Annotated in this window: 28 protein-coding genes; 12 read left to right on the top strand and 16 right to left on the bottom strand. The window is 63.7% G+C overall.

Annotation, left to right across the window (positions count from 1 at the left end):
• Both ACVWVY_RS20710 and ACVWVY_RS20705 read right to left on the bottom strand, forming a co-directional pair.
• Complete coding sequence (locus ACVWVY_RS20710; RefSeq protein ID WP_456628118.1) at positions 1–1,371, bottom strand: sensor histidine kinase; 1,371 nt, start codon at positions 1,369–1,371, stop codon at positions 1–3.
• Positions 1,368–2,042: a response regulator transcription factor gene (locus tag ACVWVY_RS20705; protein ID WP_456628117.1), complete on the bottom strand. Its 675-nt coding sequence runs from the start codon at positions 2,040–2,042 to the stop codon at positions 1,368–1,370. The genes ACVWVY_RS20710 and ACVWVY_RS20705 overlap by 4 nt, the downstream gene beginning before the upstream one ends.
• Positions 2,043–2,296: 254 nt before the next feature.
• Here ACVWVY_RS20705 and ACVWVY_RS20700 point away from each other — a divergent pair, with 254 nt between their 5' ends.
• The 3 genes from ACVWVY_RS20700 (at position 2,297) to ACVWVY_RS20690 (ending at position 3,902) form a co-directional block, all read left to right on the top strand.
• Positions 2,297–2,875: a hypothetical protein gene (locus ACVWVY_RS20700; protein WP_456628116.1), complete on the top strand. Its 579-nt coding sequence runs from the start codon at positions 2,297–2,299 to the stop codon at positions 2,873–2,875.
• A gap of 44 nt (positions 2,876–2,919) precedes the next feature.
• Positions 2,920–3,477 (top strand): inner membrane-spanning protein YciB, encoded by a 558-nt coding sequence (locus tag ACVWVY_RS20695; protein WP_456628115.1) that lies wholly within the window; start codon positions 2,920–2,922, stop codon positions 3,475–3,477.
• Positions 3,478–3,605: 128 nt separating this feature from the next.
• The gene (locus ACVWVY_RS20690; RefSeq protein ID WP_456628114.1) at positions 3,606–3,902 is read left to right on the top strand and encodes a hypothetical protein; all 297 of its coding nucleotides are present in this window, start codon (positions 3,606–3,608) and stop codon (positions 3,900–3,902) included.
• A 49-nt stretch (positions 3,903–3,951) separates the two neighbouring features.
• Here the strand turns inward: ACVWVY_RS20690 and ACVWVY_RS20685 are convergent, their stop codons facing one another.
• The 4 genes from ACVWVY_RS20685 to ACVWVY_RS20670 all read right to left on the bottom strand — a co-directional run bounded on the left by ACVWVY_RS20685 (position 3,952) and on the right by ACVWVY_RS20670 (position 8,641).
• The gene (locus ACVWVY_RS20685; RefSeq protein ID WP_456628113.1) at positions 3,952–4,629 is read right to left on the bottom strand and encodes a DUF429 domain-containing protein; all 678 of its coding nucleotides are present in this window, start codon (positions 4,627–4,629) and stop codon (positions 3,952–3,954) included.
• On the bottom strand, positions 4,626–5,069 hold the full coding sequence (locus ACVWVY_RS20680) for a MaoC family dehydratase (RefSeq protein ID WP_456628112.1): 444 nt from the start codon (positions 5,067–5,069) through the stop codon (positions 4,626–4,628). Before ACVWVY_RS20680 ends, ACVWVY_RS20685 begins: the two co-directional genes overlap by 4 nt.
• 1 nt (position 5,070) lies before the next feature.
• Entirely contained in the window at positions 5,071–6,723 is a 1,653-nt protein-coding gene (locus tag ACVWVY_RS20675) for a fumarate hydratase (RefSeq protein WP_456628111.1), read from the bottom strand.
• Positions 6,724–6,919: 196 nt separating this feature from the next.
• Positions 6,920–8,641, bottom strand: a complete 1,722-nt coding sequence (locus ACVWVY_RS20670) for a hypothetical protein (protein ID WP_456628110.1) — start codon at positions 8,639–8,641, stop codon at positions 6,920–6,922.
• A gap of 334 nt (positions 8,642–8,975) precedes the next feature.
• Between ACVWVY_RS20670 and ACVWVY_RS20665 the strand changes: the two genes are divergently transcribed.
• The 4 genes from ACVWVY_RS20665 (at position 8,976) to ACVWVY_RS20650 (ending at position 10,938) form a co-directional block, all read left to right on the top strand.
• The gene (locus ACVWVY_RS20665) at positions 8,976–9,452 is read left to right on the top strand and encodes a hypothetical protein (RefSeq protein WP_456628109.1); all 477 of its coding nucleotides are present in this window, start codon (positions 8,976–8,978) and stop codon (positions 9,450–9,452) included.
• A 155-nt stretch (positions 9,453–9,607) separates the two neighbouring features.
• Positions 9,608–9,793 (top strand): hypothetical protein, encoded by a 186-nt coding sequence (locus tag ACVWVY_RS20660; protein WP_456628108.1) that lies wholly within the window; start codon positions 9,608–9,610, stop codon positions 9,791–9,793.
• A gap of 92 nt (positions 9,794–9,885) precedes the next feature.
• Positions 9,886–10,560 carry a methyltransferase family protein gene (locus tag ACVWVY_RS20655; protein WP_456628107.1) on the top strand — a complete coding sequence of 225 codons (675 nt, stop codon included), beginning with the start codon at positions 9,886–9,888 and terminating at the stop codon, positions 10,558–10,560.
• Positions 10,561–10,578: 18 nt separating this feature from the next.
• Positions 10,579–10,938, top strand: coding sequence for a GFA family protein (locus ACVWVY_RS20650; protein ID WP_456628106.1), 360 nt, complete (start codon positions 10,579–10,581; stop codon positions 10,936–10,938).
• Positions 10,939–11,087: 149 nt separating this feature from the next.
• Here the strand turns inward: ACVWVY_RS20650 and ACVWVY_RS20645 are convergent, their stop codons facing one another.
• On the bottom strand, positions 11,088–11,795 hold the full coding sequence (locus ACVWVY_RS20645) for a glutathione S-transferase (protein WP_456632265.1): 708 nt from the start codon (positions 11,793–11,795) through the stop codon (positions 11,088–11,090).
• A gap of 208 nt (positions 11,796–12,003) precedes the next feature.
• Between ACVWVY_RS20645 and ACVWVY_RS20640 the strand changes: the two genes are divergently transcribed.
• Positions 12,004–12,432: a DUF3606 domain-containing protein gene (locus tag ACVWVY_RS20640; protein WP_456628105.1), complete on the top strand. Its 429-nt coding sequence runs from the start codon at positions 12,004–12,006 to the stop codon at positions 12,430–12,432.
• 136 nt (positions 12,433–12,568) lie between these two features.
• On the opposite strand, the gene ACVWVY_RS20635 is transcribed toward ACVWVY_RS20640, so the two are convergent.
• The 9 genes from ACVWVY_RS20635 to flgB all read right to left on the bottom strand — a co-directional run bounded on the left by ACVWVY_RS20635 (position 12,569) and on the right by flgB (position 20,934).
• The gene (locus ACVWVY_RS20635; protein WP_456628104.1) at positions 12,569–13,252 is read right to left on the bottom strand and encodes a lectin; all 684 of its coding nucleotides are present in this window, start codon (positions 13,250–13,252) and stop codon (positions 12,569–12,571) included.
• 145 nt (positions 13,253–13,397) lie between these two features.
• Positions 13,398–14,384 (bottom strand): Tim44 domain-containing protein, encoded by a 987-nt coding sequence (locus ACVWVY_RS20630; RefSeq protein WP_456628103.1) that lies wholly within the window; start codon positions 14,382–14,384, stop codon positions 13,398–13,400.
• Positions 14,385–14,607: 223 nt separating this feature from the next.
• Positions 14,608–17,169, bottom strand: a complete 2,562-nt coding sequence (cckA, locus tag ACVWVY_RS20625; RefSeq protein WP_456628102.1) for a cell cycle histidine kinase CckA — start codon at positions 17,167–17,169, stop codon at positions 14,608–14,610.
• 183 nt (positions 17,170–17,352) lie between these two features.
• Positions 17,353–18,426, bottom strand: a complete 1,074-nt coding sequence (gene flhB, locus ACVWVY_RS20620) for a flagellar biosynthesis protein FlhB (RefSeq protein WP_456628101.1) — start codon at positions 18,424–18,426, stop codon at positions 17,353–17,355.
• A gap of 98 nt (positions 18,427–18,524) precedes the next feature.
• Positions 18,525–19,295: a flagellar biosynthetic protein FliR gene (gene fliR, locus ACVWVY_RS20615; protein WP_456628100.1), complete on the bottom strand. Its 771-nt coding sequence runs from the start codon at positions 19,293–19,295 to the stop codon at positions 18,525–18,527.
• A 14-nt stretch (positions 19,296–19,309) separates the two neighbouring features.
• On the bottom strand, positions 19,310–19,573 hold the full coding sequence (gene fliQ, locus ACVWVY_RS20610; protein ID WP_025588824.1) for a flagellar biosynthesis protein FliQ: 264 nt from the start codon (positions 19,571–19,573) through the stop codon (positions 19,310–19,312).
• A gap of 178 nt (positions 19,574–19,751) precedes the next feature.
• Positions 19,752–20,063: a flagellar hook-basal body complex protein FliE gene (gene fliE, locus ACVWVY_RS20605; protein ID WP_247516301.1), complete on the bottom strand. Its 312-nt coding sequence runs from the start codon at positions 20,061–20,063 to the stop codon at positions 19,752–19,754.
• A 15-nt stretch (positions 20,064–20,078) separates the two neighbouring features.
• Positions 20,079–20,504, bottom strand: a complete 426-nt coding sequence (flgC, locus tag ACVWVY_RS20600; RefSeq protein ID WP_456628099.1) for a flagellar basal body rod protein FlgC — start codon at positions 20,502–20,504, stop codon at positions 20,079–20,081.
• A gap of 19 nt (positions 20,505–20,523) precedes the next feature.
• Positions 20,524–20,934 carry a flagellar basal body rod protein FlgB gene (gene flgB / locus ACVWVY_RS20595; RefSeq protein ID WP_456628098.1) on the bottom strand — a complete coding sequence of 137 codons (411 nt, stop codon included), beginning with the start codon at positions 20,932–20,934 and terminating at the stop codon, positions 20,524–20,526.
• 436 nt (positions 20,935–21,370) lie between these two features.
• Here flgB and ACVWVY_RS20590 point away from each other — a divergent pair, with 436 nt between their 5' ends.
• The 4 genes from ACVWVY_RS20590 (at position 21,371) to ACVWVY_RS20575 (ending at position 24,841) form a co-directional block, all read left to right on the top strand.
• Positions 21,371–22,396 (top strand): flagellar biosynthetic protein FliO, encoded by a 1,026-nt coding sequence (locus tag ACVWVY_RS20590; RefSeq protein WP_456628097.1) that lies wholly within the window; start codon positions 21,371–21,373, stop codon positions 22,394–22,396.
• Complete coding sequence (gene fliP / locus ACVWVY_RS20585) at positions 22,393–23,148, top strand: flagellar type III secretion system pore protein FliP (protein WP_456628096.1); 756 nt, start codon at positions 22,393–22,395, stop codon at positions 23,146–23,148. The genes ACVWVY_RS20590 and fliP overlap by 4 nt, the downstream gene beginning before the upstream one ends.
• Before the next feature lie 230 nt (positions 23,149–23,378).
• On the top strand, positions 23,379–24,362 hold the full coding sequence (locus ACVWVY_RS20580) for a GGDEF domain-containing protein (protein ID WP_456632264.1): 984 nt from the start codon (positions 23,379–23,381) through the stop codon (positions 24,360–24,362).
• A 155-nt stretch (positions 24,363–24,517) separates the two neighbouring features.
• Positions 24,518–24,841 (top strand): copper-binding protein, encoded by a 324-nt coding sequence (locus ACVWVY_RS20575; protein WP_456628095.1) that lies wholly within the window; start codon positions 24,518–24,520, stop codon positions 24,839–24,841.
• Positions 24,842–24,930 lie beyond the last annotated feature (89 nt).

Raw genomic sequence — 24,930 nt, 5'->3', positions numbered from 1 at the left:
CTACGACGTGCCGTGCGCCGGCTTGAATGCCATCCGGACGCGTGTGCCGCCGGTGGGTCCTTCCGATATCGCGACCGCGCCATCATGCCGCCGGACAATCTCCTGAACGAGATGGAGACCCAATCCTGCGCCGCGGCCGTGGCCTTGCGACCGGTAAAACGGTTCAAATACGCGCACGCGATCGCAAGCCTCAATGCCCGGACCGTCATCGGTCACCGATATCGTGGCGGGCGGCTCCGCCCGCACCGCAATGCCGCCTTTGCGGCCGCCATGCTGGATCGCATTCTGAATCAAATTGGTCAGTGCCCGCTCCAGAGCTCCGGCATCGCCTCGCACCAGGATGTGCTCTACGTCGCTCTCGAAAGATATTTCGTAGCCAGCGGCGATCGCAAGCGGCGCAAGTTCGGCGGCTGTTTTCCGGCCGAGGGCGACGATATCGACGGAAGAAAACCAGTCGGCCTGCTGGTTGATGCGTTGCAGGTCCAGAAGCTGATCGGCCAGCGTCGATAGCCGCGCAACGTCTTCGAGCACGCGTCCCGCGCCGGGGCCGAGTGACAGCGATTCCAGCCGCGTCTGAAGGATAGCGATCGGCGTACGGAGCTCGTGCGCCGCGTCGACAAGAAATCGCTTGTGTCGCTCGTAGCCCTCATCAAGGCGGCTCAGCGCATCATTGACCGCCGATACCAGCGGAACGATTTCGGAAGGCACGTCCTGCAGCGGCAGCCGCGCGCCGCGTCCGTCGATATCGATTTTCTCGGCTTGCGCCGCAGCGCGATCAAGGCCGGCAAGGGTTCGGCGAACCACCACGGGTGTCGCAACAAACGTGGTCAGCGTCATCAGCGCGACGATGGGCAGGAGAAGACTCAGGAACAGCGTCAGGGCGGCATGACCGATCCGCTGCCAGGATACCGCTCCGCCCTGCCCCGTCAGAATCTGGATGTTGCCGGCAGGGGTGTCGATCCACTTCATGCGGGCCGTGGGTCGCATCCCGTCAAGGATGTTCCAGCCGAGCCGCGCCTGGCCGATTCCATCGAGCGCATCGCCGATGCCAGCATATTCCAGCGGCACCCTGCCTTGTGAAACCGAATGTCCTTCGCGGTCCCTGATCTGAAACCAGAAATTGGGAGCCTGCGCCCGCCGCTTCGCGAGCACGGGCGTGTCGCGCACGGCGATGTCTCCATTGCTGTCGCGGACAACGGCGTCATGCAGCGCATCGATCGTGTCGTCTTCGGACTCCAGTGCAATCATGTGCCCGGCGCCCCAAAGCGCTGCGATGACGACCAGAACCAGCAGTGCCAGCATCGCCGCCTGCAAGCCGACCAGCCGGCACACCAGCCGCCATCGCAGGGAATGCGGTTGAAGCTTTGTCATGGCGAATGCTTCAGCAGATAGCCGACGCCGCGAATGCCGTGGATTTCAACTTCCGCTTCAGCCTCGGACAATTTCCGGCGCAGCCGCGAAACATGGGTATCCAGCGCGTTCGACTGGATCTCGTCATCGATGCTGTAGACCGCTTCCTCCAGCGACGAACGCGTGACCGTACGGCCCATCCGGCGCAGCAGGGCTTCCAGCACCAGAAGTTCGCGGCGCGGCAGATCGAGCGGCTGGCCGGCGACGCTGGCTTCGCGGTTGCCGAGGTCGAACGACAGCCGGCCAAGCCGCATGGTTTCCGGCGGCAGGTCCGCCGGCCGGCGCAGTACCGCGCGCAGCCGCGCCAGCAACTCTTCGACGGCAAACGGCTTGCCGAGATAATCGTCGGCGCCGGTGTCCAATCCTGTGATGCGATCGGCCAGTTCGCCCCGTGCCGTGAGCACGATGACGGCAGCGCCGACGCCTTTTGCCCGCAGCTTTGGAATAAGCGCTAGTCCGTCGCCGTCGGGTAACTGGCGATCGAGCAGGATCGCTGCATAGTTATTGACGAGAACTGCTTCCTCGGCATCAGCCAGCGTCGAGATATGGTCAACGACCATATCGTAGTTTTTCAGAGCGACGGTGAGCGCCGCTGCCATCTCCGGCTCGTCCTCCACCAGCAGCACGCGCAATAGGCCAACCTCAGCGTTACGTCATTCGGGCACACCCTATTGTTGGAACATTGCGGCAAGGTTGCGGGGCATGGCTTGAACGGCACGAATTCGCGGCACCATGAGAGTCCACCCCACCAGATCTAAATAGCTGAAATGGCTTCTAAATAATCCCCCTGCAGCTTATTTTGACACTGTAAAGATTTTACTTGACGACCCCGGCGCTTGCCCCTAGGGTATCTTTACGCTGTAAAGATTAGCCCCGAGAAGCCGCCATGACCATCTTCCTGATCCTTGCCCCCTTCGGTTCGTTCGCCCTGCTGATGCTGGTGACATCGGCCCAGGTCTCATTGTTCGCGTCGGCTGCGATCTGTGTTGCCGTCATCGGCATTGACGTCTATCGCGGCCGTTCGATCAAGGTGCTCGGCACGGGCTGCGTCCTCCTGTTCACCGGACTGGGCGCCTATGTCACGCTGGTCGATCCGAACCTCAGCCATTCGGCCGTCAAGCTGACGGTCGATGTCGGCGTGCTCGCGATCTCGCTGGTGTCGCTCATCATCGGCAAGCCGTTCATCCTGCAATATGCGCTCGAGGAGGTCGATGCCGAGACGGCGAAGCTGCCCGGCTTCAAGAAGGCGGTCTATCTCATCACCTGGGCCTGGAATGCCGCCTTCGTCCTGATGATCATCGGCAACGTGCTGACGATCTATGTCCCGGGCCTGCCGCTCTGGTCCAGCCTCGTCATCGCCTTCGCCGCCCGCAATAGCGCCGCCTTCTTCACGACATGGTATCCACAATATCGCAAGGCGAAGTATGGTGCGCCGCCAGCGAACGCCCTGCCCGGCACCAACTGAAATTATCTTTCGACCGCAACAGCCATCCAACAGAGAGCAAGCCGATGAAGGACGTATTCGCCAGACTGGGCGCCGATTTCTTCTCCACCATCCTGTTCATCGCGATCTATCTCGCCACCGACAACGTGTTGCTGGCGACGGGTGTTGCCATCGCCGGCGCGATCGCCCAGGTGATCTACTCGCGCGTCAAGGGCAAGGAGCTTGGCTACATGACGTGGGCTAGCCTGGCGCTCGTCATCGTACTCGGCAGCGCGACGCTCCTGACCCACGACCCGCGCTTCGTGCTGGCGAAGCCCGCGATCGGGCATTTCGCGATCGGTTTCATCATGCTCAAGCGCGGCTGGATGTTGCGCTATATGCCGCCGATCGTGACACAGACTATTCCGGAATATGTCACCTTCGCGGGCTACGCCTGGGCCGCGCTGTGTTTCGTGCTCGGCGCCGGCACCATTGCCGTCGCGATGACCGGCGACATGAAGCTGTGGACGTTCTATGTGACCGTCGTGCTGGTCGGCGCCAAGATTGCCGCCTTCGCAATTCAATACGTCGCGTTTCGTGTATTGGTCGGCAGCCGGATTCGCGCTGCCGCCCAGCGCGCCTGAAGAAATACGCATCAAAAGGACGCTTGAGACGGTTGGGCTTGTATGGCGAGATAGGCTATACCGCCGATCGAGTTTAGCGGATCTCGCAAGCCATTCCGGTTTGCCGGGGAAATGTCGGGGAGACAAAAATGGCCGTGGACGGAAACTGGAACCTCACCATGAGCACGCCGATGGGCGAGCGTAAGGCTACGCTGACCCTGTTGGCCTCCGGCGGTACGCTGACGGGCACGCAGGGCGCCGATGGCAATTCCACCGAAATCTTCGACGGCGCCATCAGCGGCGACGCCGTCAACTGGAAGGTATCGATCACCAACCCGATGCCGTTGACCCTCGAGTTCATCGGCAAGGTCTCCGGCGACAGCATGAGCGGCGAGATGGGCATCGGCCCGATGGGCAGCTTTCCCTTCACCGGCACGCGGGTCTGACCGCAATGGCGAGGAGGTTGCAACCCCTCCTCGCCCCCTCACCGCGACGCTAGAACCATATCTGCATCGCCAAGCCGCAAGCATCGCGCGGCGGCGCGCCTTCCGGTACGCAGCCAGCGATGTCGCGCGCTGCAATCGCCACCGCGCAGGCATCGAGCACGTCGTCGCGCTTAGCGCCGGTACCGATGCGCTCACCGTCCAGCCATTTGTCGATATCGAGGATGCCGTGCCGCTTGAGCAGCTTGCGACGGCGCTCGAGTCCAGCTTCGGATTTCTTCGACGGCAGCGGCATGCCTGCGTTGAGGCGCAGGAAAACCAGCTCGGGATGCGCCTCGCGAATATCGCGCGAGCCATTGGACTGGACGAACGCATCGACTTCCATGATCTTCGGCCCGAGATGCCAGAGCTGGCGCGATACCTTCTTCTGGCCGCGGCGCGACGCATCGCGATTGGCGACGTCAGGATCGGCGAATTCCTCCCACAGCCAGCGTCGCGCCCCGGTGAACACGCGTGACGAATGCGGTCGCAGCCGCTCACGCGCGAGCAGGTCGCAGGCGCGCTCGCCGTCATCGGTCATGCCGATGGGGATGTCGATCGCGGCGCGATCGAAGCCGGTGCACAGCGCAGCGGCAATGTCGCGGCAGAACCTGATCTCGTGAGCTTCGCCGTCGAGCAGCACAGCGACCCAGCCCCTGCTGAACCCGTCGAGGCCGAGCGCCCTGCTCACTTCGGACGCGTCGGCACGATCGCGATCGGGATGAAGGTGTAGACCGCCTCGCCCTTCTGGTCATAGAGGGTCCATCGGACACGGGCGACGCCTTGCGGCCTGGACCGTGAAGGCGCCAGTTCGATGACCTCGCCTTCGAGGTGCAGCGTGTCGCCGGGCCGCACCGGTTTCAGCCAGCGCAGATCGTCAACGCCGGCGCCGAGCAGCGGATGCGGTCCGAACGGCCGACACTCGGTGGCAAGCCGCATGGCGATCGCCGCCGTGTGCCAGCCGGACGCCGCAAGCCCCTTGAAGACCGTCTTCTTGGCCGCCTCGTCGTCGAGGTGAAACGGCTGCGGATCATATTCCCTGGCGAAGCGGATGATGTCGTCTTTCGACAGCGTCACCGCCGCGCTCTTGAAGCGCATGCCGACCTTCAGGTCATCGAACCACTCGACCATGTTACCCCAAATTCAATTCCTTGAAGAAGTCGTTGCCCTTGTCGTCGACGATGATGAAGGCCGGGAAATCCTCGACCTCGATGCGCCAGATCGCTTCCATGCCGAGCTCGGGATATTCCACCACCTCGACCTTCTTGATGCAGTGCTCGGCGAGGTTTGCCGCAGCACCGCCGATCGAGCCGAGATAGAAGCCGCCATGCTTCTTGCAGGCCTCGCGCACCGCGACCGCGCGGTTGCCTTTGGCCACCATCACCATCGACCCGCCCGCCGCCTGGAACTGGTCGACGAAGGAATCCATCCGGCCTGCCGTGGTCGGGCCGAAGGCGCCGGAGGCGTAGCCATCGGGCGTCTTGGCGGGACCGGCGTAATAAACCGGATGGTTCTTGAAGTAGTCTGGCAGCGGCTCGCCCTTCTCCAGCCGCTCGCGCAACTTGGCGTGGGCGGAATCGCGGGCCACGATCATGGTGCCGGTCATCGATACCCGCGTCTTGATCGGATATTGCGACAACGTCGCCAAAATCTCCTTCATCGGCTTGTTGAGATCGATCTTGACGACCTCGCCGCCGAGCGACTGTTCCACGGCCGGCAGATACTGCGCCGGGTTGTGCTCGAGCTCCTCGAGATAGACGCCGTCTTTTGTAATTTTGCCGAGCACCTGCCGGTCCGCGGAGCAGGACACCCCGAGCCCGATCGGCAGCGAGGCGCCATGGCGCGGCATCCGGATCACGCGCACGTCGTGGCAGAAATACTTGCCGCCGAACTGCGCGCCGACGCCGAGCGACTGCGTCATCTTGAGAATTTCCTGCTCCATCTCCAGATCGCGGAACGCATTGCCGTCCGCCGAGCCCTGGGTGGGCAGCGCATCGAGATAACGCGCCGAAGCAAGTTTTACGGTCTTCATGCAGAGTTCAGCGGACGTGCCGCCGATCACGATTGCCAGATGATAGGGCGGGCACGCCGCGGTGCCCAGCGTGAGCACTTTCTCCTTCAGGAACGCCAGCAGGCGATCTTTCGTCAGTACCGACGGCGTCGCCTGGAACAGAAAGCTTTTGTTGGCCGAACCGCCACCCTTGGCCATGAACATGAACTTGTAGGCGTCGTCACCCTCGGCGTAGATCTCGCACTGCGCCGGCATATTGTTGGCGGTGTTCTTTTCCTCGTACATCGACAAGGGCGCGACCTGCGAATAGCGTAGGTTGCGGCGCAGATAAGCATCGCGTGCGCCCTCGCTTAGCGCGGCCTCATCGTCGCCGTCGGTGATGACGTTGCAGCCCTTCTTGCCCATGATGATCGCGGTGCCGGTATCCTGGCACATCGGCAGCACGCCGCCGGCCGCGATGTTGGCGTTCTTCAGGAAGTCGAAGGCCACGAACTTGTCGTTGTCGCTGGCTTCCTTGTCATCCAGGATCGAGCGCAACTGCTTCAGATGCCCGGGCCGCAGGTAATGGTTGATGTCGCCGAAGGCAGCCTCCGAGAGCGCCCGCAGCGCCTCGCGCGACACCACCAGCATGTCCTTGCCGAGCACCTTCTCGACCCGCACGCCCTCGGCCGTGATCTTCTTGTAGGGCGTGGTGTCCGGCCCCAGCGGGAACAGCGGCGTATGCTTGTAGGGCGGAACTGGCTTCTGGTCGGGAAAAGCGGTTGGCGCGTTCATATCGGTATCTCGGGTTGGAGCCGGCGGCAGCCAGAAACGGCACCGCAGCGATAGACCCGTTCTAAGCATTTTCTGGATAAAAGGAAGGTTCTGGGGCTCCGGACGTCCTGCTGCCTTCCCGACGGGCGCAGCCCGCATGTTCTTAAACGGTTTCGGCCCTCGGGGAAGAATGCATGGCCTCCGCCAAACCTCGGCTTCAGCGCAAGGAGAAGCTGATTGGTCCAGTGGTGAGGCCGACGGTAAGGGTGTGGCCGGTGAAGTTCAGCCACTGCGGGGCGGCCTGCAGAGGCACCAAAGTACAAATATTCGACAATGGCTGCCAGATCCGGAGGTTGGCGTCGGCCACGGAGGCCGTGACGACGAAACCGGCGGACGCGGCGATGGCGAAGACTTCGCGGTGCCGCGGGTCGGGTGGCAGCGGGTCGCCCAGGCGCACGCCGAACGTCTCCCACATCGAGACCGTGCCGTTGCGGTCGGCGAGCAGGATCGGCTTGCGGTAGCCGAGCTCCGCGGCGCGACAGACAGCCACGATGTGCCGGTGGCCGTTGGCGTGCAATTTTCCCGGCTTAGGTGCCATGCTCGAGCGTTCACCGCTGACCGCGATCGGGCTCCACACATCGACGTCGAGGTTGCCGTAGACCACGACCAGGTCCTCGCCGAAGGTCATGCCCGCAACCGGCTGTCCTTCGCGGCGCCACAGCTCGCCAAGAGATCTGCGGGACGACGGATCGCGCAGATGGACGGCGCCGTCGGCATGGCCGGTCGCGAGCAGGGAACGGCCATCGAACAGTTTGGCCAGCCAGGGCACGCGCGCTTCGCCGCGCATGCGCACGTCGTCGGGGCCGCCGGGCATCGTCACCAGCGCCTCGCAGCGCACGGGGATCTTCAGGTCGCCGGGCGCCGGGACGGGGCGCAGAGTGATTTGGCCTGCGATGACCGAACCGCCGGGCGCCGGTTTGAAGCCGGCTGCGTCGGCGATGGTCGCCGGATCGCGATCGGCCATGTCGGGCGAGGCCATGGCCGGGAGCCCGGAGGAGCCGGGCTGCGAGGAGGAGCCCAACGATTCCGCGGTCGCGTACTGGAACATGTCGGCGATCGGCCGGACGGAATCGCATTCGCCGCAACGGAAATGGCCGGTCAGGCGGAGTAGCGTCCGCGCCCACGGCAGTGCGCCCTTCGCCGCCACCATCGCGGCCACCAGACACCACACCGCAGCGGCCGATGTCTGCCCCGGCAGGCCGGCGTTGGCGACCGCGCGGGCGACTGCGCTGAATCCCTCGAAGCCGGGCGGAAGGTCAGCCGGCACGCGCGCCCAGTCGGGGCAGGCCCGCGGCACCAGTGCCGGCACGGGTGGCGGCACGCACGGCGGCCGCACCGGGTCGCCGAAGCCGTCAACCTCGTACTCGGCCTCGCACTCCGGGCATCTCAGTCGGATGTAGCCATCGCCAGGGACGAGGAACTCCCACATCGCGTCGCCGACGGCGTGGCCGGACAGGGCCACGCAGGCCAGAGCATAGTAGCTCACCATGCCTTCATCGAGGCAAGGCGAGGCCAGGAACGCTTTCAACGCAAGGGGTTCGGCGTCGCGCAGGGACTGGGTCAGAGTTTCCTGCATGCCGGGGACGGGCTCCTTGCCGTCGAAGCTGTCCGCCCCCGCGGTGACCATGAAGGCGACGTCGATCCACAGGTCGCGCTGCTCGTCCGGGGTCAGCGACGGTGCCAGCCGAATCAGGTGCGGCAGCGCCGCTGAAGTCACGCCGTAGATGGTGCCCTGGTGGATGATCTCCTCTTGGAGCTCCTGCCACGCCTCCCCGAGCCGCCCCGTCGACACGACCTGCCGCAGCAGCTCAATCGCCCGCGGTGCGGACCAGCACGCGCTCAGGTCATGCCAATGTGGACTATCGAGCGGTAGGAGCATCTAGAATTCCAACTTCAAGGCAAGCTTGACGGCACCGGGAGACCGACACCGATGGACATCATCGAAGGCACCGCTCTCACGCTGGCGCGCCTATCTGATGCAGGGCTGTGCGACTGAACCTCCGCCGAATGAGTGGACACCTGTAGTAGGCGCCCAAAGGTGTCAAATGGAAGGACGGCAACGTTAGCATTCCCACCCTGTTCGACGTGCTGGCGGTGATCGCCTTTGGCATCAGCGTCTCCCTCCACGGTTTCCGACAAGCAAGTTGACTTCCGCGCGCGGCCCTTGCAGGAAATCCGCGCGCGGGGTTCAATGGCGCAAAGGGGCATTCACAATGGCTTTGGGACCACAATTTCGCCGACCGACCTTGCTTGCCGCCACGCTGGCATTGCTCGCCACGTTCAGCATTTCGCCGGCACACGCCGACCGCTGCGAGGATACCGCCAAGGAATTGAAGAACCAGATCGACGGCCTCAAGATCAGCGTCAATACCGGCAACATGATCTACCTTGCGCATCCGGCGGCGAAGGAGCTGTCGCTCGGCTGCCGCGGCCGCAACTATTCGGTCGAGCTCTACGCCAAGGCCGACCGCAAGCCGAAGCCGCAATTCTTCGATCTGATCGCCTCGGCCGGCGCCATCATTTTCACGATTCCGAAACCCGATGCGTTGACCGGCACCTCGCGCTGCATCAAGCGCATGGGCTTACTCCGAGGCGACAAGGTTTCCATGCGCTTCCGCCGCCTCAACATGGAATGCACGCGTACCAAGACCGAGGCCTCGATCGTGGTGACCCGCGGCAAGGACGAGTAGATCTCTCCCGATCCGTCGCATTCTAACGATTCCGCGAGCCGTCCGTTCACCATTGGCCGGGATTGCCGGCCTCGGCGCGGGGATTGCCGCGCCGAATTCACCAATCGTTCGCTTCACCCCGGCCAGTGTCGGAGGCAACCAAAAGGATGCTTCCGATGAATGTCTCTGCTGTCCCCGCAACGGTGGTGGTCAAGGCGCCTGAAGTCCCCGTGTTCAGGGCCCCTGACAAGACCCCCGAGGTCCAGAACGGCGCCGCCGCCGACGGCACGCGCACGCCGAAGCCGACGCAAGTAGCTCCCTTGCCGCCGGGACAGGGAACGCGGATCGATCAGCTGGCCTGACGGCTCGCAGCTCTGCCCTGCGGCAGGGCCGACGCCGCAAGTTTGCCGAAAAACCGCGCGATCATGCTGCCACGGGGGGCTGGAACCCGGGCATGATCGCAAAGCTTCTGCTGCAAAATATCATCTTCGTCGTCGCGCTCGGCGCCTTGCTGTTCGCATCCGCAGGGACGCTGCACTGGCCGGCGGCGTGGGTGTTCTTGGTCACCAGCGCGATCCTCGGCCCTGCCTGCGGATTGTGGCTCGCGAAGACCGATCCGGCGCTGCTTGCCGAGCGCCTGCAGCCGACGTTCCAGGCCGACCAGCCCGCCGCCGACAAGAAATTCATGCTGACGTTCGTCGTCGTGGCGCTGATCTGGCTGGTCGCGATCGGCTTGGACCGGCGCGCGCAGGCATCCGGCGTTCCGCTCGTCCTGCAGGCGCTCGGGCTTGCGATGTATCTGCTCTCGACCGCCTTCATCATGTGGGTGTTCCGCGAAAATTCCTTTGCGGCGCCAGTCGTGAAAGTGCAGGCCGCGCGCCACCATCGCGTCATCTCGAGCGGCCCCTATGCCTTCGTCCGTCATCCCATGTACAGCGGCGTCATGCTGTTCTTCGTCGGCGTCCCGCTGCTGCTGGGATCATGGTGGGGCGTGGCGATCGCGCCGGTGTTCGCCATTCTCTTCGCCATTCGCGCCCGCATCGAGGAGCGCGCGCTGGTCGAGGGACTGCCTGATTATGCTGACTACGCCGCGCGCGTGCGCTATCGTCTGGTGCCCGGACTTTGGTGACAGACAAGGCGGATCGAAATGCCCGATAGCAAGACCTACACCGGCGGCTGCCATTGCGGCCAGGTGCGCTTCGAATGCACCAGCGATCTTTCGATGGTCACCGCCTGCAACTGTTCGATCTGCACCAAGAAGGGGCTGCATTTCACCTTCCTCGATCCCAAGAGTTTTCAGCTCCGCGCAGGCGACGAGAATTTGAAGGAATATCTCTTCAACAAGCACGCGATCCACCACCAGCTCTGCGTCGATTGCGGCGTCGACGTCTTCGCGCGGGGCAAGAAGCCCGACGGCAGCGAAGTGGTGGCGGTGAATGTGAGCTGCATCGACGGCATCGAACTGTCGAAGCTGAAGATGACGCCGATGGATGGGCGGAGCATGTGAGACTACCACTACTCGTCATGCCCGGGCTTGACCCGGGCATCCGCGACTTACTTATCCGTACGGGGCCAAAGACGTGGATGGCCGGGCAAGCGACGCCGTCCTTCGGACGGCTAAGCCCGGCCATGACGGCGAGAGAGCTGGCTCGCGCTTCACCCGTCCAGCCCCTTGTATCTCCGGAAGATCCCCTCCTCGTTGAACGCAATCCTTCGATCGCTCGCCAGATACGCCTTGATGTTCGTCCGCGCCGCCACGCGGTCGCGTAGATCGACCAGCCCGGGAATCTCCTGCTCGAACGCCTTCATGCGTTGCGGAAAGGCGTATCGAAGCCCTTCCACGATCTGGAACAGCGAGAGGTCGACATAGGTCAGGCGGCGGCCGGTAACGTAAGTCCCGCCATTGGCCGCCAGCAGGTCCTCGAAATAGCCGAGATATTTCGGCACACGCGCCTTCCAGAACTCATCGGTGCGCTTTTTCGCCGGCGCTTTCTGGTCCTCGTAGTAGAGCGAAGGCCCGAGCGGGTGATGGGTGTCATGAACTTCCAGCACCAGATCTGATATCGTGAGCTGCAACTGATGCACCCAGAGTTTGCCGGCTTCGGCCTTCGGCGCCAGGCCGTGGCGCGATCCCAAATAGAGCAGGATGTTGGCGGTCTGCCCGATCACGAGCTTCCCGGCCTTCAGGAATGGCGGCGCGAAGGGCGGTGTTCCCTTCCCCGCTTCCATCATGCGCGTCATTGCCGACATGCCGTTGCCGCGGCGCGCTACGTCGGCATAGCCGGCGCCAGCCTCTTCCAGCGCGAGGCGGACATATTCGCCGCGGCCTTGAATCATTGGCCAGTAATAGAGCTCGTAGCACATCGATGACACCTCCGCTGCCGGTTTGATCGACATAACAAATCATCCCGCGGTTCGTTCGTCACGCCCAACGCGGCGTCCGCGCCGCCATCGCAGCATGAACGCGGCGCGTAGATCTCCACAGGGGGTTGAATCTGTCCGAATACGAGCGGGCGTGTTAGGTTGTTCCCGTTTGAAGCGTCGATTTTCTCAACACGACAGGAGAACAGGGATGGCGGACAACAAAAAGAAACGCGGCGGGGCCGATCGCGGGCTGATCGCGTTGAGCGAGCCTTACGAGGTCGCTTACTGGTCGAAGAAATTCAAGATCACGCCGGCCAAGCTGAAAGCCGCCGTCAAGAAAGCGGGGCACTCCGCCAAGAAGGTCGAGGCCTATATCAATCTGCAGAAGCACAAGGCTGCCGACCGCGCACGGATCGCGATGAGCCAGCCCTACGAAGTCAGCTATTGGTCGAAGAAGTTCAGGGTCACGCCGGCCAAACTCAAAGCCGCGGTGGCCGCCGTCGGGCATTCGTCGAAGAACGTCGGCGCCTATCTCACCAGTAGCAAGAAGAAGAGCGCCAAGAAAACGCCGAAGAAGGCTTCGAAGAAAACTGTCAAGAAGACCGCCAAGAAGCGCACAAAGAAAAAGGCCGCATAGCCGGGATACGTAGCCCGGGTGGAGCGAAGCGCAACCCGGGATCTATTGCTAGCAGACCCTGGATTACGCGGAGCCTGTCATCGGGCGCGCGTTGGCGCGACCCGTTGGCTCCCTCCGGGCTACGTTCATCCGCCCATCAGTTCGCTGCGAAGCAATACATCAGCCCGTCGCCGCCGGTGCTCTTCAGGTCGGCTTGCGAGCAGCCTCCATCCGGGCCGCGCGAGGGATGCGACGTGTTCCAGGACTTTGACGGCTCGTCGTCACGCAGACCCTTGCGGTCAAAATGGCCGACCATCGCGGCGCCTTGCGTGCTGCTCGTCCAGTTCTTGCAGGTGCGGTCTTCGCCAGCCGCGAACGCAGTACCATCCGCCTGTGATCCCGTCAGCACATCGTGGCGGTTCGGCGAGTCACCGGCGCCGTTGATGACCTCGCCCTTCTCGGAGAGTGCGGTCTGTTTGGTGAGGTTGTTGCTGGCACTGTGGAGATCGGCGACGTCCTTGGCGACCACGGCGCCCTTTGAATTCTTCCACGGTCCCTTGCCGATGCGATCGCGCGCATTGACGGCAGGCTGACCGTCGGCGGCCTGCGTCGAGAGGTAGGCACGCCAGGTCTTGCCGCCCGCTCCGGCCCCTTGCGCCAATGTCTGGCAGTGATTGTCGGCGCCGGCGAGCCCGCCGAGATTGCCGCCATTGCCGATGCCGTTGCTGGTCAGGAAGAAACCGGTATCGGCCGATTGCGCCTGCGCGGGCGCGCTGGCGAGCGCCGATATGGCGGCAAGCGCAAAGCATGCTGGCGAAACGATCTTGGCGAAGTTCTTCATCTGGTTTCTCCCTGTGGTTTTTTGGCTCGTTGTCATCAACACATCATCGCGACCATTATTCCAGCGCGAAATGAAGCGGCCATTCTGGCAAAGAAAAAGGCGCCGCGGAACGAACCGCAGCGCCTTGCTCGTCACGTTGTGGCGATCAGCTGGTCTGCTGGATCGCCGAGAGTTCCCAATCGGCGCCGCGCCGGCGGGCGAAGGTCCACACTTCGGTGACTTCGACCGGAGTGTCACTGCCCGCGACGAGACGGCCGGTGGTGCGCTCCGTGGTCTTGTCGACCAGCGAGAACCGCATCGCCACGCTGGCGTAATCGGTTTCGCCTTCGCGCCAGGCCTCGGCAAGGTCGCCCTGCAGCAGCTTGACGTCGGTCACCTTGTTGGCGTCGTTGCGAGCCTTGTTCTCCTCGAGATCCTTGGAGAAGTAGGACACCATCTCGGGCGTCGCGAGCGTATGCAGTTTGGCGACGTCCTCGTTCGACCATGCGGCCTGGACCTCACCGAGCAGACGCTCGAAGGCTTCATAGTCAGCCGGCTGGATTTCCAGCGCAGGCTGGTTCGATCCCAACCCAAAGCCACTCAGGCCAGAGCGGAAGCTGGTCTGGGCGCCGGGGCCTTCAGCGGCAGGAGCAGGTCCCGCAGCGTAGGCAGAGGCCGGCGTATGGCGGCGCTGCCACCACGACATCGCCAGCCGCACCACGATGATGATCAGGCCGATCTGCAGCAGCAGGCCGATGATCGACGACAGGCCGCCGAGGCCGGAGAACAGACTGCCGCCGGTCAGCATGCCGAACAGGCCGGCGCCAAGGAAGCCCATGGCGAGACCGCCGAGCATGCCCCCCATCATTCCGGGCCGGTTGAAGAAGCCGCCCTTGTTGGCTGCGCCGGCAGCCGGATTGCCCGCTGCAGGTGCTCCCGGCTGGGTAAAGGTACGGTTCATGGGCTGCGCCGCGCCAGGCGCCGTGGTGGTGCTCGGGGGCGCCGAATAGGTTCGCGATCCCCGCGATCCAGAACTGCCGCCACCGCCGACGCGGGCGTCAGCCTCCGAGATCGAGATCGCCAACGGGAGCGCCACGGACAGGACAACGGCCAGTGCCCGAATAATTCCGCGCGTGCCTTGCGAGAAATTCATGTGTTTTTCCTCAGTCCCCAGGATGGGGAAGCGCCCCTAAGATGGGCACAGATGCCTAAAAGTGAAGCCATTATCGGGAACCGCGGCTGCGGCCCTCAGTCGCGGGGATGTGACGATTTGGCAGGGGCTTAGCAACAATTTTGGGGGGTGGCGGGGGCCCTCGTCCGTTGCCCCCGGCAGCACATCTGCCGGTCCATGGGCGCCGGAAATTCGGTTCCACCGCTCACGTCGACGTCATGGTTTCCTTGACCTTCTCCACCAGCGCGCTGAGCGCGAACGGTTTTGGCAGGAAGGCGAACTGCTCGTTCTCCGGCAGGCTCTTGTCGAAGGCCTCTTCGGCATAACCGGAGACGAAGATGATCTTCAGGTTCGGATTGCGCTTGCGCATTTCGCGCAACAGCGTCGGGCCGTCCATCTCCGGCATCACGACGTCGGAGACGACGAGATCGACGGCGCCGTCCTTCTCGTCCAGCGCTTCCATCGCCTCGATGCCGTTGGCGGCCTCGATCACGCTGTAACCGCGCGAGCGGAGGCCGCGCGCATTCAGTGACCGCAAGCCGTCCTCGTCCTCCACGAGCAGGATGGTGCCCTGCCCGGTCAGATCGGGCCGCGGCTTCGGCGGCTCGGCCGCTGCGTCCTTCGCGCCATTCGCCCCCTGCGCTTCGGGCTGGGCATCCAGTTCGGGACGATGCCGCGGCAGGAAGATGCGGAACGAGGTGCCCTCGCCGGGCACGGAGTCCACATAGACGAAGCCGCCGGTCTGCTTGACGATGCCGTAGACCGTCGAGAGGCCGAGTCCGGTGCCCTTGCCGACCTCCTTGGTCGAGAAGAACGGTTCGAAAATCTTGTCGACGATGTCGGCCGGGATTCCGGTGCCGGTATCGGAAATGTCGATCCGAACGTAGTCGGCGGCCGGCATGCCCTTGTGGGTGAGCTGGGCGGCTTCATCCACCGTCACATTGGCGGTGCGCACCGTCAGCTTGCCGCCGTCGGGCATGGCGTCGCGCGCGTTGACCGCGAGATTGACGACCACCTGTTCGAACTGCGAGACGTCGACCTTGACCGGCCAGAGGTCGCGGCCATGCACGAGGTCGAGCTTGACCTTCTCCCCGATCAGGCGCCGCAGCAGCATGGTGAGGTCGGACAACGCGTCGCCGAGGTCGAGCACCTGCGGCCGCAGCGTCTGGCGGCGCGAGAACGCGAGCAATTGCCGCACCAGCGTCGCCGCGCGGGTCGCGTTCTGCTTGATCTGCATGATGTCCTGGAACGACGGATCGGTCGGCTTGTGCGCGTTCAGCAGGAAGTCGTTGGCCATCATGATCGCCGACAGCACGTTGTTGAAGTCGTGCGCGATGCCGCCGGCGAGCTGGCCGACCATGTCCATCTTCTGCGACTGGTTGATCTGGTTTTCCAGCGTCCGCCGCTCGGTGGTCTCCAGCAAATAGACGATGGCGGCTTCGGTTTCGCGCTCGTCCTCCTCGACCGCGGTGACGAAGAACTGCCCCCAGCGTTCCTTGGCGCCGTCGAGCATGGCCTCGACCGGAGCGATGTCGCCCTGCCCTTCCGCCGCCTGGTTGATCGCCGCGATCAGAAGGCTGCGATCGCGCGCGTTCACGGTGCGGAAGATCGACTTGTTCGCCGCGCCGTCCGGGCTGAGGCTCTGCGCGAGCTTGGCGAAGCGGGCGTTGGCGCGGACGACGGCGCCGTCGCGGTCCACCGTCGCAATCGCCATCGGCGTATGGTCGAAGAAGCGCATGAAGCGGACTTCGGCGGCGCGTTCGGGGTCGGAATGCTCGTCGCGCGTGCGGCTGATCACGAGCGTGCGCGACGAACCCGGCGAGCCGTCGGCGCCGAAGGCGAGCTTGTGATAGAGCCGCGCCGGCATGGTCTTGCCGCCGCGCATGCGCAGGTCGATATCGAACACTTCGGTTTTGACCTCGCCGGGCACCGCCACGATCGAGGTCAACAGTGCTGCGCCATCGCCGGAGACGATATCGGTGAGCTTCAGCCCACCCGAACCGATCTCGGCAAGATCGTAATCGAGCCAGTTCGCCAGCGTGGCGTTGACATAGATGACGTCGCCGGCCGGACTGACCGAGAAGAAGCCACATGGCGCGTGGTCGAGATATTCGATCGCGTGCTGCAGTTCCCGGAACACATCTTCCTGGCGCTCGCGGTCCCGCGTGATGTCGGCGATCGACCACACCGCGTATTTTGCTTCGCGCTTGCTCTGGCCGAGCGGACGAACCCGCATCCGCAACCAGCGTCCCTGGGCACCGTCAGAGCCGGCGATGCGGACCTCCTCCTGCTGCCGCTTGCCTTCGCGGGCAGCCTTGAGCAGGCGGAACACGGCTTCGGAGACGTCGGGGTTGCCGATGAAGACGCGTTCGACGGGACGCACGTCCTGCCGGCTCGCGGCGCCCGTCAGCACCAGATAGGCGGCGTTCGAATAGACGACATGGCCCTTCGGGTCGGTCACGGCCAACCCGTCATGGGCCTGATCGGCGATGCGGCCCATCACGGGGTCGTCGGCGCCGCGGTCGGTGAAGCGGATGATGCCGGCGGCAAAGGCGAACAGATTGAACAGGCCGACCATGGCGAGCAGCGCCAGCACGCCGAGGATATAGGGCTGGGCCTGGGCGCGACCGATGGTCATCAGCCCCACCGCCACCGCCACGATGCCGGCGGCCACCAGCAGCACCAGCACGATGCTACCGCCCCGCCGCGCCGGTTCGTTGGCCGCAAATGGCTCGGTCGGCGGATGGCTGTCAGTTTCGACGGTCATATGAAGCGGCGTTGCCCTTCGGCGAGGAAATCACGCGCCGGTCAGAATCGGCCGGCCGCGGGTAACCCCGCGTTCGGCTGGCGCACCCCTCCTGAGTGCCTGAATCGGCCCCGCAAGCGCAAGCCCATCGGGCGGCTATTTGACAGATTGAAGGCATTTCAAGGCGATTTCCAGCGGTTCCTCTCACATTCTCCGGGCGGCAAGCCCGTTCTTCAGGCCCATGACGTAGCCGATGATCTCGGCGACCGCCTGGTAGTGCTCGACCGGAATCTCCTCGTCGATATCGACGGTGGCATAAAGCGCGCGCGCCAGCGGCACGTTCTCCACGATCGGAATGTCGTGCTTCCGGGCGATTTCCCGGATCTTGAGCGCGATGTTGTCGGCACCCTTGGCGACACAGATCGGCGCCGACATGCCGCGATCGTAGGACAGCGCCACCGAATAGTGGGTCGGGTTGGTGATGATCACGCTGGCCTTGGGAACGGCGGTCATCATGCGCTTCTTCATGCGCTGCTGCCGCAACTGCCGGATCCGGCCCTTGATGTGGGGGTCGCCTTCGGACTGCTTGAACTCGTCCTTGATCTCCTGCAGCGACATCTTCTGCCGCTGGTACCATTGCCGGTACTGGAAGAAGTAATCGGCGATCGCGACCGCGGCCAACATCGCCACCACCGCGCCCATCAGATGCAGCGTCAGATTGGTAGTCACGCCGAGGATCGCCGAAGGATCGAACATCAGGAACGATTCCAGGCGATGCCGCTCGGGCCACAGCACCGCCATCATGACGGCGCCGAGCGCGATCAGCTTGAACACGCCCTTGGCGAAATTCGCCACCGCCTGCTTGCCGAAGATGCGTTTCAGTCCGGCGCCGGGCGACACCTTGCTGAATTTCGGTGTCAGCGATTCCGACGACCATACCAGCCGGTGCTGGATCATGTTGCCGGCGATCGCGGCGAGCATGAGCATCAACAGCGGTACGCCGATCGCGCCGAGCACGGCATAGCCCAACGTGTTGCCGAGCGCGAGCAGCGCCGCACCGTCAGCGCGAAGCTGGCCCGCACTGGCGATCAGGTTGCGCAGCGGCGTCAGGATGCCACCGCCGATCGATCCCGAGAAGGTCGACAATATCAGCGTGGCGCCCGCGATGATGAACCAGGTGTTGACCTCCTGGCTCTTGACGACGTCCCCCTTGGCAAGCGCGTCGTCAAGACGCTTTTGCGTAGGGTCTTCTGTTTTGTCGTCGGTATCGTCGGCCATCGCGGCGTCCTAGCATTTTGTTTGAGCATGATCTCCGCGCAAACGCGTTCCGTGTTTGTCGCGAGGGAAAACCGGTACCGGCTTCTCCGGATCGTGCTCTATTTCAGCGGCGTCAGCTCGTGCATCACGCCGATGAAGTAGTTGAGATAGGTCGCCATCATTCCGGTGAGGACGAAGGCGAAGATCAGAAAGCCCACCATGATCGACAGCGGCACGCCGACGAAATACACCTGCATCGCCGGCATCAGCCGCGCCAGTACGCCAAGGCCGATATTGAAGACGAGGCCGAACACCAGAAACGGCGCCGAAAGCTGCATGCCGATCTTGAACGCCGCGGCAAACGCACGCGTTGCGAGCGCCGCAACGTCGCCGCTCGGCAGCACCTCGCCGGGCGAAAAAATGCGATAGCTCTCGTTCAGGGCCGATATAACCAGGTGATGGCTGTCGGTGGCAAACAGCAGCGTCATGCCCAGGATGGTGAGGAAGTTGCCGATCAGCAGGCCCTGTTGCCCCTGGGTCGGATCGACGGCGGTAACGAAGCCGAGGCCGAGCTGCTGGGCGATCACCGAACCCGCGACCGCCAGCGCCGACAGCGTGACGCGCGCGGTGGCGCCGAGCACGATGCCGATGACGATCTCGTGCACCATCAGCACGCCCAGCGAGCTCATCGAGGTCAGGTCGACCTGATAGGCGGCGCGGTGCAGCGGCAGGATGATCAGCGTCAGCAGAAGCGCGATCCCAAGCTTGATCCGCACCGGGATGTTGCTCTCGCCAAATCCCGGCAACAGCATCACCATCGCTCCCACGCGGGCGAACACCAGCATGAAGGTGGCGGCAAGGGCCGGCAGCAGGGATATGTCGACGCGCATTCATTCACAATGCATCAACCGCCTATGATTCGCGACGATATCCGCATCATGTGACTGTGCAGCGAATCCGCCATGAACGGTAACGCCAGCAATAACGTGACGAAAATCGCGAGAATCTTCGGGACGAAGATCAGCGTCTGTTCCTGGATCTGGGTCAGCGCCTGGAACAGCGAGACCACGACGCCGACCACCAGGCCGATCACCATCAGGGGCGACGACACCACCACGATGGTCCAGATCGCATCGCGCGCCACGTCAAGGGTTTCAGCACCGGTCATTTCAATTTCCTTTTCAAGCCCACACACTCTCCACCGTCATTGCCTGCGACAAACGCGAAGCGTTTGCGCAAGGGAGCGTCAGCGACGAAGCAATCCATTCTTGTTGCGGGACGATGGATTGCTTCGCTTCGCTCGCAATGACGAAACTATCTGGCCCGGGATGACGTCCCAAGGGACGTCAGATCGGCATCTTCATGATGTCTTCGTAGGACTGGATCACCCGGTCGCGCACCGATACCAGCGTCGAGACCGCGACGTCGGTCTCCGCGACTGCCGTCACCACGTCCATGACATTGGCCTTGCCCGAACTCATCGCCATGGTCTGGGCGTCGGATTTCTTGCCGGCATCCAGCACGCTGCCCACCGCGTCCTTGAGCAACGCGGAGAAGGACGGGCCGCCGGCGGATTGGCCGCTTTTCTCGGCGCCGCCGGATTCCATGATGCGCGAAAGCGCGGCGTAGGCATTTGCAGCAACGGTCGGTGAAGCCATTTTCTATGGTCCTGTTCAGGCCTTGAGGATGTCGAGCGTGCGTTGGATCATTCTGCGCGTGGCGCTGATGATGTTGAGGTTGGCTTCATAAGACCGCTGCGCCTCGCGCATGTCGGTCATTTCGACCAGCGGATTGACGTTCGGATATTTGACGTTGCCGGCGGCGTCCGCCGCCGGATTGCTCGGCTCGTTCTTGACGCGAAACGCCGACTGGTCGGTCCGGACCTTGCCGAGCGTCACCACCCTGGCGTCCAGCGTGCGGTCGAGCGCGGATGAGAATGTCGGCACCTTGCGGCGATACGGGTTGCCGCCCGCGGTCGGCGCGGTGGAGTCCGCATTGGCGATGTTTTCCGAGATCACCCGCATGCGCCCTGCCTGCGCGCGCAGGCCTGACGTCGCGATGCTCATCGAGCGGGCGAAATCGCTTCCATCATCTGCCATGATCCGGCTCCCTTACGCGTCAGCGTTTTCCGATGGCGGTTTTGAGAAGTCCGAGGCTGCGGCTGTAGAGCGAAGTCGCCGCGGCGTAATCCATCTGGTTGGCCGAAACCTTCAGCATCTGGTCTTCCAGATTGACCGCATTGCCGGCCGGTTTGGTCAAAAAGCCGTTCTTGCCGCCGTCTCCCCTGAAGCTCGGTGCGCCGCCGGAAACGCCGAAATGGGTCGATGCGGTGCGCATCATGCCAAGCGAGCCCATCGCGCCGCCGACATTCGAGCCGTTGTTGTCGAACTTCGGCTCGACCAGGTCGCTCGGCCTGAAATTCGGGGTATTGGCGTTGGACACGTTTTCGGCGAGCACGCGCTGGCGTTCCTGGTGCCACTGCATCTTGGTACGCAGCGCCGACAGGATCGGAAGGTCGTTGATGGCCATCGCGAGTGGCTCCCCGTTAACCTCTGGCAGACGCCGCGAGGTAGGCAGAATTTGCCCGGTGTATGGTTAACGGCTGGTTAAAATTGCGTTTGAGCGCCGCCGACATCAGCCAATGTCCGCTGACAGCGACAAACGAGCGCATTTTCGCCACGAAAACTGCGTTAACCGCGCCAGCCGAAGCGACATGGGGCGCTCAGAAGTCGTTTTGGCTCAAGCGATTCTTGGTCTATTAATTAACCGGACAGCGGCACTCGCCGCGGGGAATTAAGGAATAAGGCTGATCTCGGGCGTGATTCGCCGGCTGCGGATCGCTTCGGAGCATGGTCAGGATGGCGGGAACCGTGTTCCCGGGGAACATGCTCGGACAGCAAGACCTAAGACCGCACTCGTCGAAGCCAGCAATCCAAGAGAACGGCCCGTGGCCGGGGACTAAAGAATGCAGACACTGACATTCCTCTTCGCATTCATCGCCGTTCTGGCGCTGATCGGCGTCGCCGCATGGGTGGTTCGCCGCTATGCCAACAACCGCCTCGGCGCCAACACCCAGCGCGGACGGATGCCGCGGCTCGCCGTGATCGACGCCGCCGCCGTGGACGGCCGCCGGCGCCTCGTGCTGGTACGGCGCGACAATGTCGAGCATCTCCTGATGATCGGCGGCCCGAGCGACATCGTGGTCGAACCCAACATCGTGCGCGCGATGCCCAACCGCGATCAGATGGCGCCGCGCCCGGCGGTCGGCGAGCAGCCGCCGCGTATTGCGCCGCTGCCCGATACCGCCTGGAGCGAGGAGGCGGCAAGATCCGATGCGCGGTCGACCGACGCATCCGATCATCATGCCGAACCCCATATGCCGGAGCCGCCGCCGCGCCCCGCACGGCCCTCCTTCGCCGACGAAGTCCGCCGCCCTGCACCGCCGCCGATGCCGGAACGTCGCGGCGATCCATTGACGGGCTTTGCGCCGGAATCGATCAGCGGTCGCCCCGAACCGGGCCCGCCGCGGCTGCCCCGCAGCGAGCCGCTGATGCCACGGCCGCAGCGCGATTTGCCCAAGCCGCCGGCCCGTGAGGCGCCGCCAGTGCGCGAGGCGCTGTCTGCCCGTGAGGCATCGCCAGCCCGCGAGGCACCGCCAATCCGTGATGTGCTACCTGTCCGTGACGCTCCGGCAGTTCGTGAGACGCCGGCCCGAGCGCCTGAACGCGCCGCGGCGCCGCCGCCTCCCACCCCTCCGGCACCAGCACCATCGAGCGCCGACCAGAATCTCGCCGAAATGGCGCAGCGGCTGGAAGCCGCCCTGCGCCGGCCGGCCGAACCGGTAGCGCCGCCGGTGGCGCCGGAAACGCCGCCCGCCCGTACCGCCCGCAGCGAGCCACCCGTCCCCGCACCCGCTCCGCAGAAGAGCGGCTTCGAAAATCTCGAAGACGAGATGGCGTCCTTGCTGGGCCGTCCGAAGAACCCTTCGTGAGGCCGGCGACTTCTCCGCGTAGAGTTTTATTTTTCTTAATCCTGACCGCCGCCGGATCGCTCGCCGACCCGGCGCTGGCGCAGGATATCAGCATCAATCTCGGCCAGGGCGGCGGCGGGGTCACCGAGCGCGCGATCCAGTTGATTGCGCTGTTGACCGTGCTGTCGATCGCGCCGTCGATCCTGATCATGATGACGTCGTTCACGCGCATCGTCGTCGTGCTGTCGCTGCTGCGCACCGCATTGGGCACCGCGACCGCCCCGCCCAACTCGGTGATCATTGCGCTCGCGATGTTCCTGACCGCGTTCGTGATGGGCCCCGTCTTGCAGAAGTCCTATGACGACGGCATCAAGCCCCTGGTCGCCAACCAGATCGGGGTCGAGGAAGCGTTGCAAAAGGCTTCGGTGCCGCTGCGCGGCTTCATGCAGAAGAACGTTCGCGAAAAAGACCTGAAGCTGTTCGTCGATCTCTCGGGCGAAGCGCCGCCGGCAACGCCGGAGGACCTGTCGCTGCGAATCCTGGTCCCGGCCTTCATGATCTCCGAACTGAAACGCGCCTTCGAGATCGGCTTCCTGCTGTTTCTCCCCTTCCTGATCATCGATCTCGTGGTCGCCTCGGTCCTGATGTCGATGGGTATGATGATGCTGCCCCCGGTCGTGGTGTCGCTGCCCTTCAAGTTGATCTTTTTCGTGCTTGTCGACGGCTGGTCGCTGGTGGCGGGGAGCCTGGTGCAAAGCTACGGCGGCAGTTAGCGGCCGATTCCCGCAGCCTCCGCGGCCAGATAGGTCAATATTAGTTACCTATTTGCCGCGGAGTTTCCGAGCGAATTTAAGGTCAGATTAGTTCCTTCCCGTGCACAGTGGATGCCAGGGAACCAACTTTTCGTAGCATCGCATCACCGGGTTAAACGATGGCAGGCCAGCCGATCGGCGATATGGACGCCGAATACGCCACTACGATTGCCGACCGGGCTATGCGGTTGATGGCGCAGCAATCGGTGCCAGCCACCCCAACCAATTTTGCGGTCTGGTTCGAGTATTCGCTGGGCAATTCGCTGGCGCTGCGAAAGACCATCGACATCCTGATCGCCGGCAAGCGAAAATTCGACCCGGCAATCAACCACGAGCTCTACATTACCTATGTGACGCCGCACTCCGGAAGCGACCCGCTCGGCGACCTTCCCGATCAATTGAGCGGCCTGATCGCCACCGCCCAGCAATTCCTGAACACCGCCGTCACCGACAACCAGACCCACCTCAAGGCGCTCGGCGAAGTGTCGTCCGAAGCCGCCGGAACCAGCGATCCCCGGACGATCATTGCAAAACTGGTTGACGAATTGTCAAAGGCGACGTCGCGAGCCTCAACGCTGGAGGCAAATTTCGCCGCCACCTCGGAGGAACTGGACAGCATCCGCGACTCCTTGAAGGCGGCCGAGCAACGCTCCAACACCGATGCGCTGACCGGGCTCGCCAACCGGCACTCGATGGATGAATTCCTCCGCCTCTCCCAGATCGCGGCGATGGAAAAGGACGAGGCGCTCAGCGTCTTCCTGATCGACATCGACCATTTCAAGAAATTCAACGACGATTACGGCCATCAGGTCGGCGACCAGGTGCTTCGGCTGGTCGCAAAGGTCCTGCAGGAAGGTGTTCGCGAGGTCGATCTGGCAGCCCGCTACGGCGGCGAGGAATTGATCGCGGTGCTTCCAGGAGCGGATCTTCAGGCCTGCACGACCGTCGCCGAGCGCATTCGCAGCCGCATCGCCGAAGCACGTCTGACGCGTCGTGCGACGGGCAAGGAAATCGGCAGCATCACGGTTTCGATCGGGGTGGCCCAATTCCGTCTCGCCGAATCGGCGGACGCCATGATCGAGCGCTGCGACCGCGGGCTTTATCAAGCCAAGCGGCTCGGCCGCAACCGCACGGTAACAGAAACGGAGCTCGAACCCGAGGCAAGCGTGGCCTAGCGGGATCGTTCCAACGTCAACGCGTCTCCATTGAATCCGGCCCGATTCCCCTCCAGGCCTGCCCTGTTTGGAAGAAATTGCCGCACCCCGCACCGGCGCGGAACTATTGCCGCAATCCGGGCTTATCGCAGACGCCCTACAGCCGGGAGTATTCCATGAAAATCGCAGGGATGATTATGGCGGCCACCGCGGCCCTCAGCATCGCCGGCACGTCGGCGCTTGCCCAGCAAATGCGGACAGGGACGGTGACCAGAATAGATCGGATCAGCGGCACCATCTCGATCAAGGATATGCCCGATGGCACCACCGGGGCGAACGACGGCGCCGCGACCGAAGAATTCAAGATCCAGGACGGCGCGCGGCTGAACGTCCTGCACGCCGGCGACAGGGTCACCTTCGCAGTGAGCGAAGCGGCGGGGACCAAGACCATCACGAAGATCGACAAGGCGGACGCGGTCACCAAGATCGACAAGAAGTGAGACATTGCCGAGACGACATCCAATCTCGTATGTGCCGCTTCGCCAAGAGAAGGGCGAAACCCGGAGTGCCCTGAGCAAGATGACGTTTC

This window comes from Bradyrhizobium sp. URHC0002, assembly GCF_054059515.1.
This window is presented reverse-complemented; position numbering and strand designations above follow the sequence as displayed.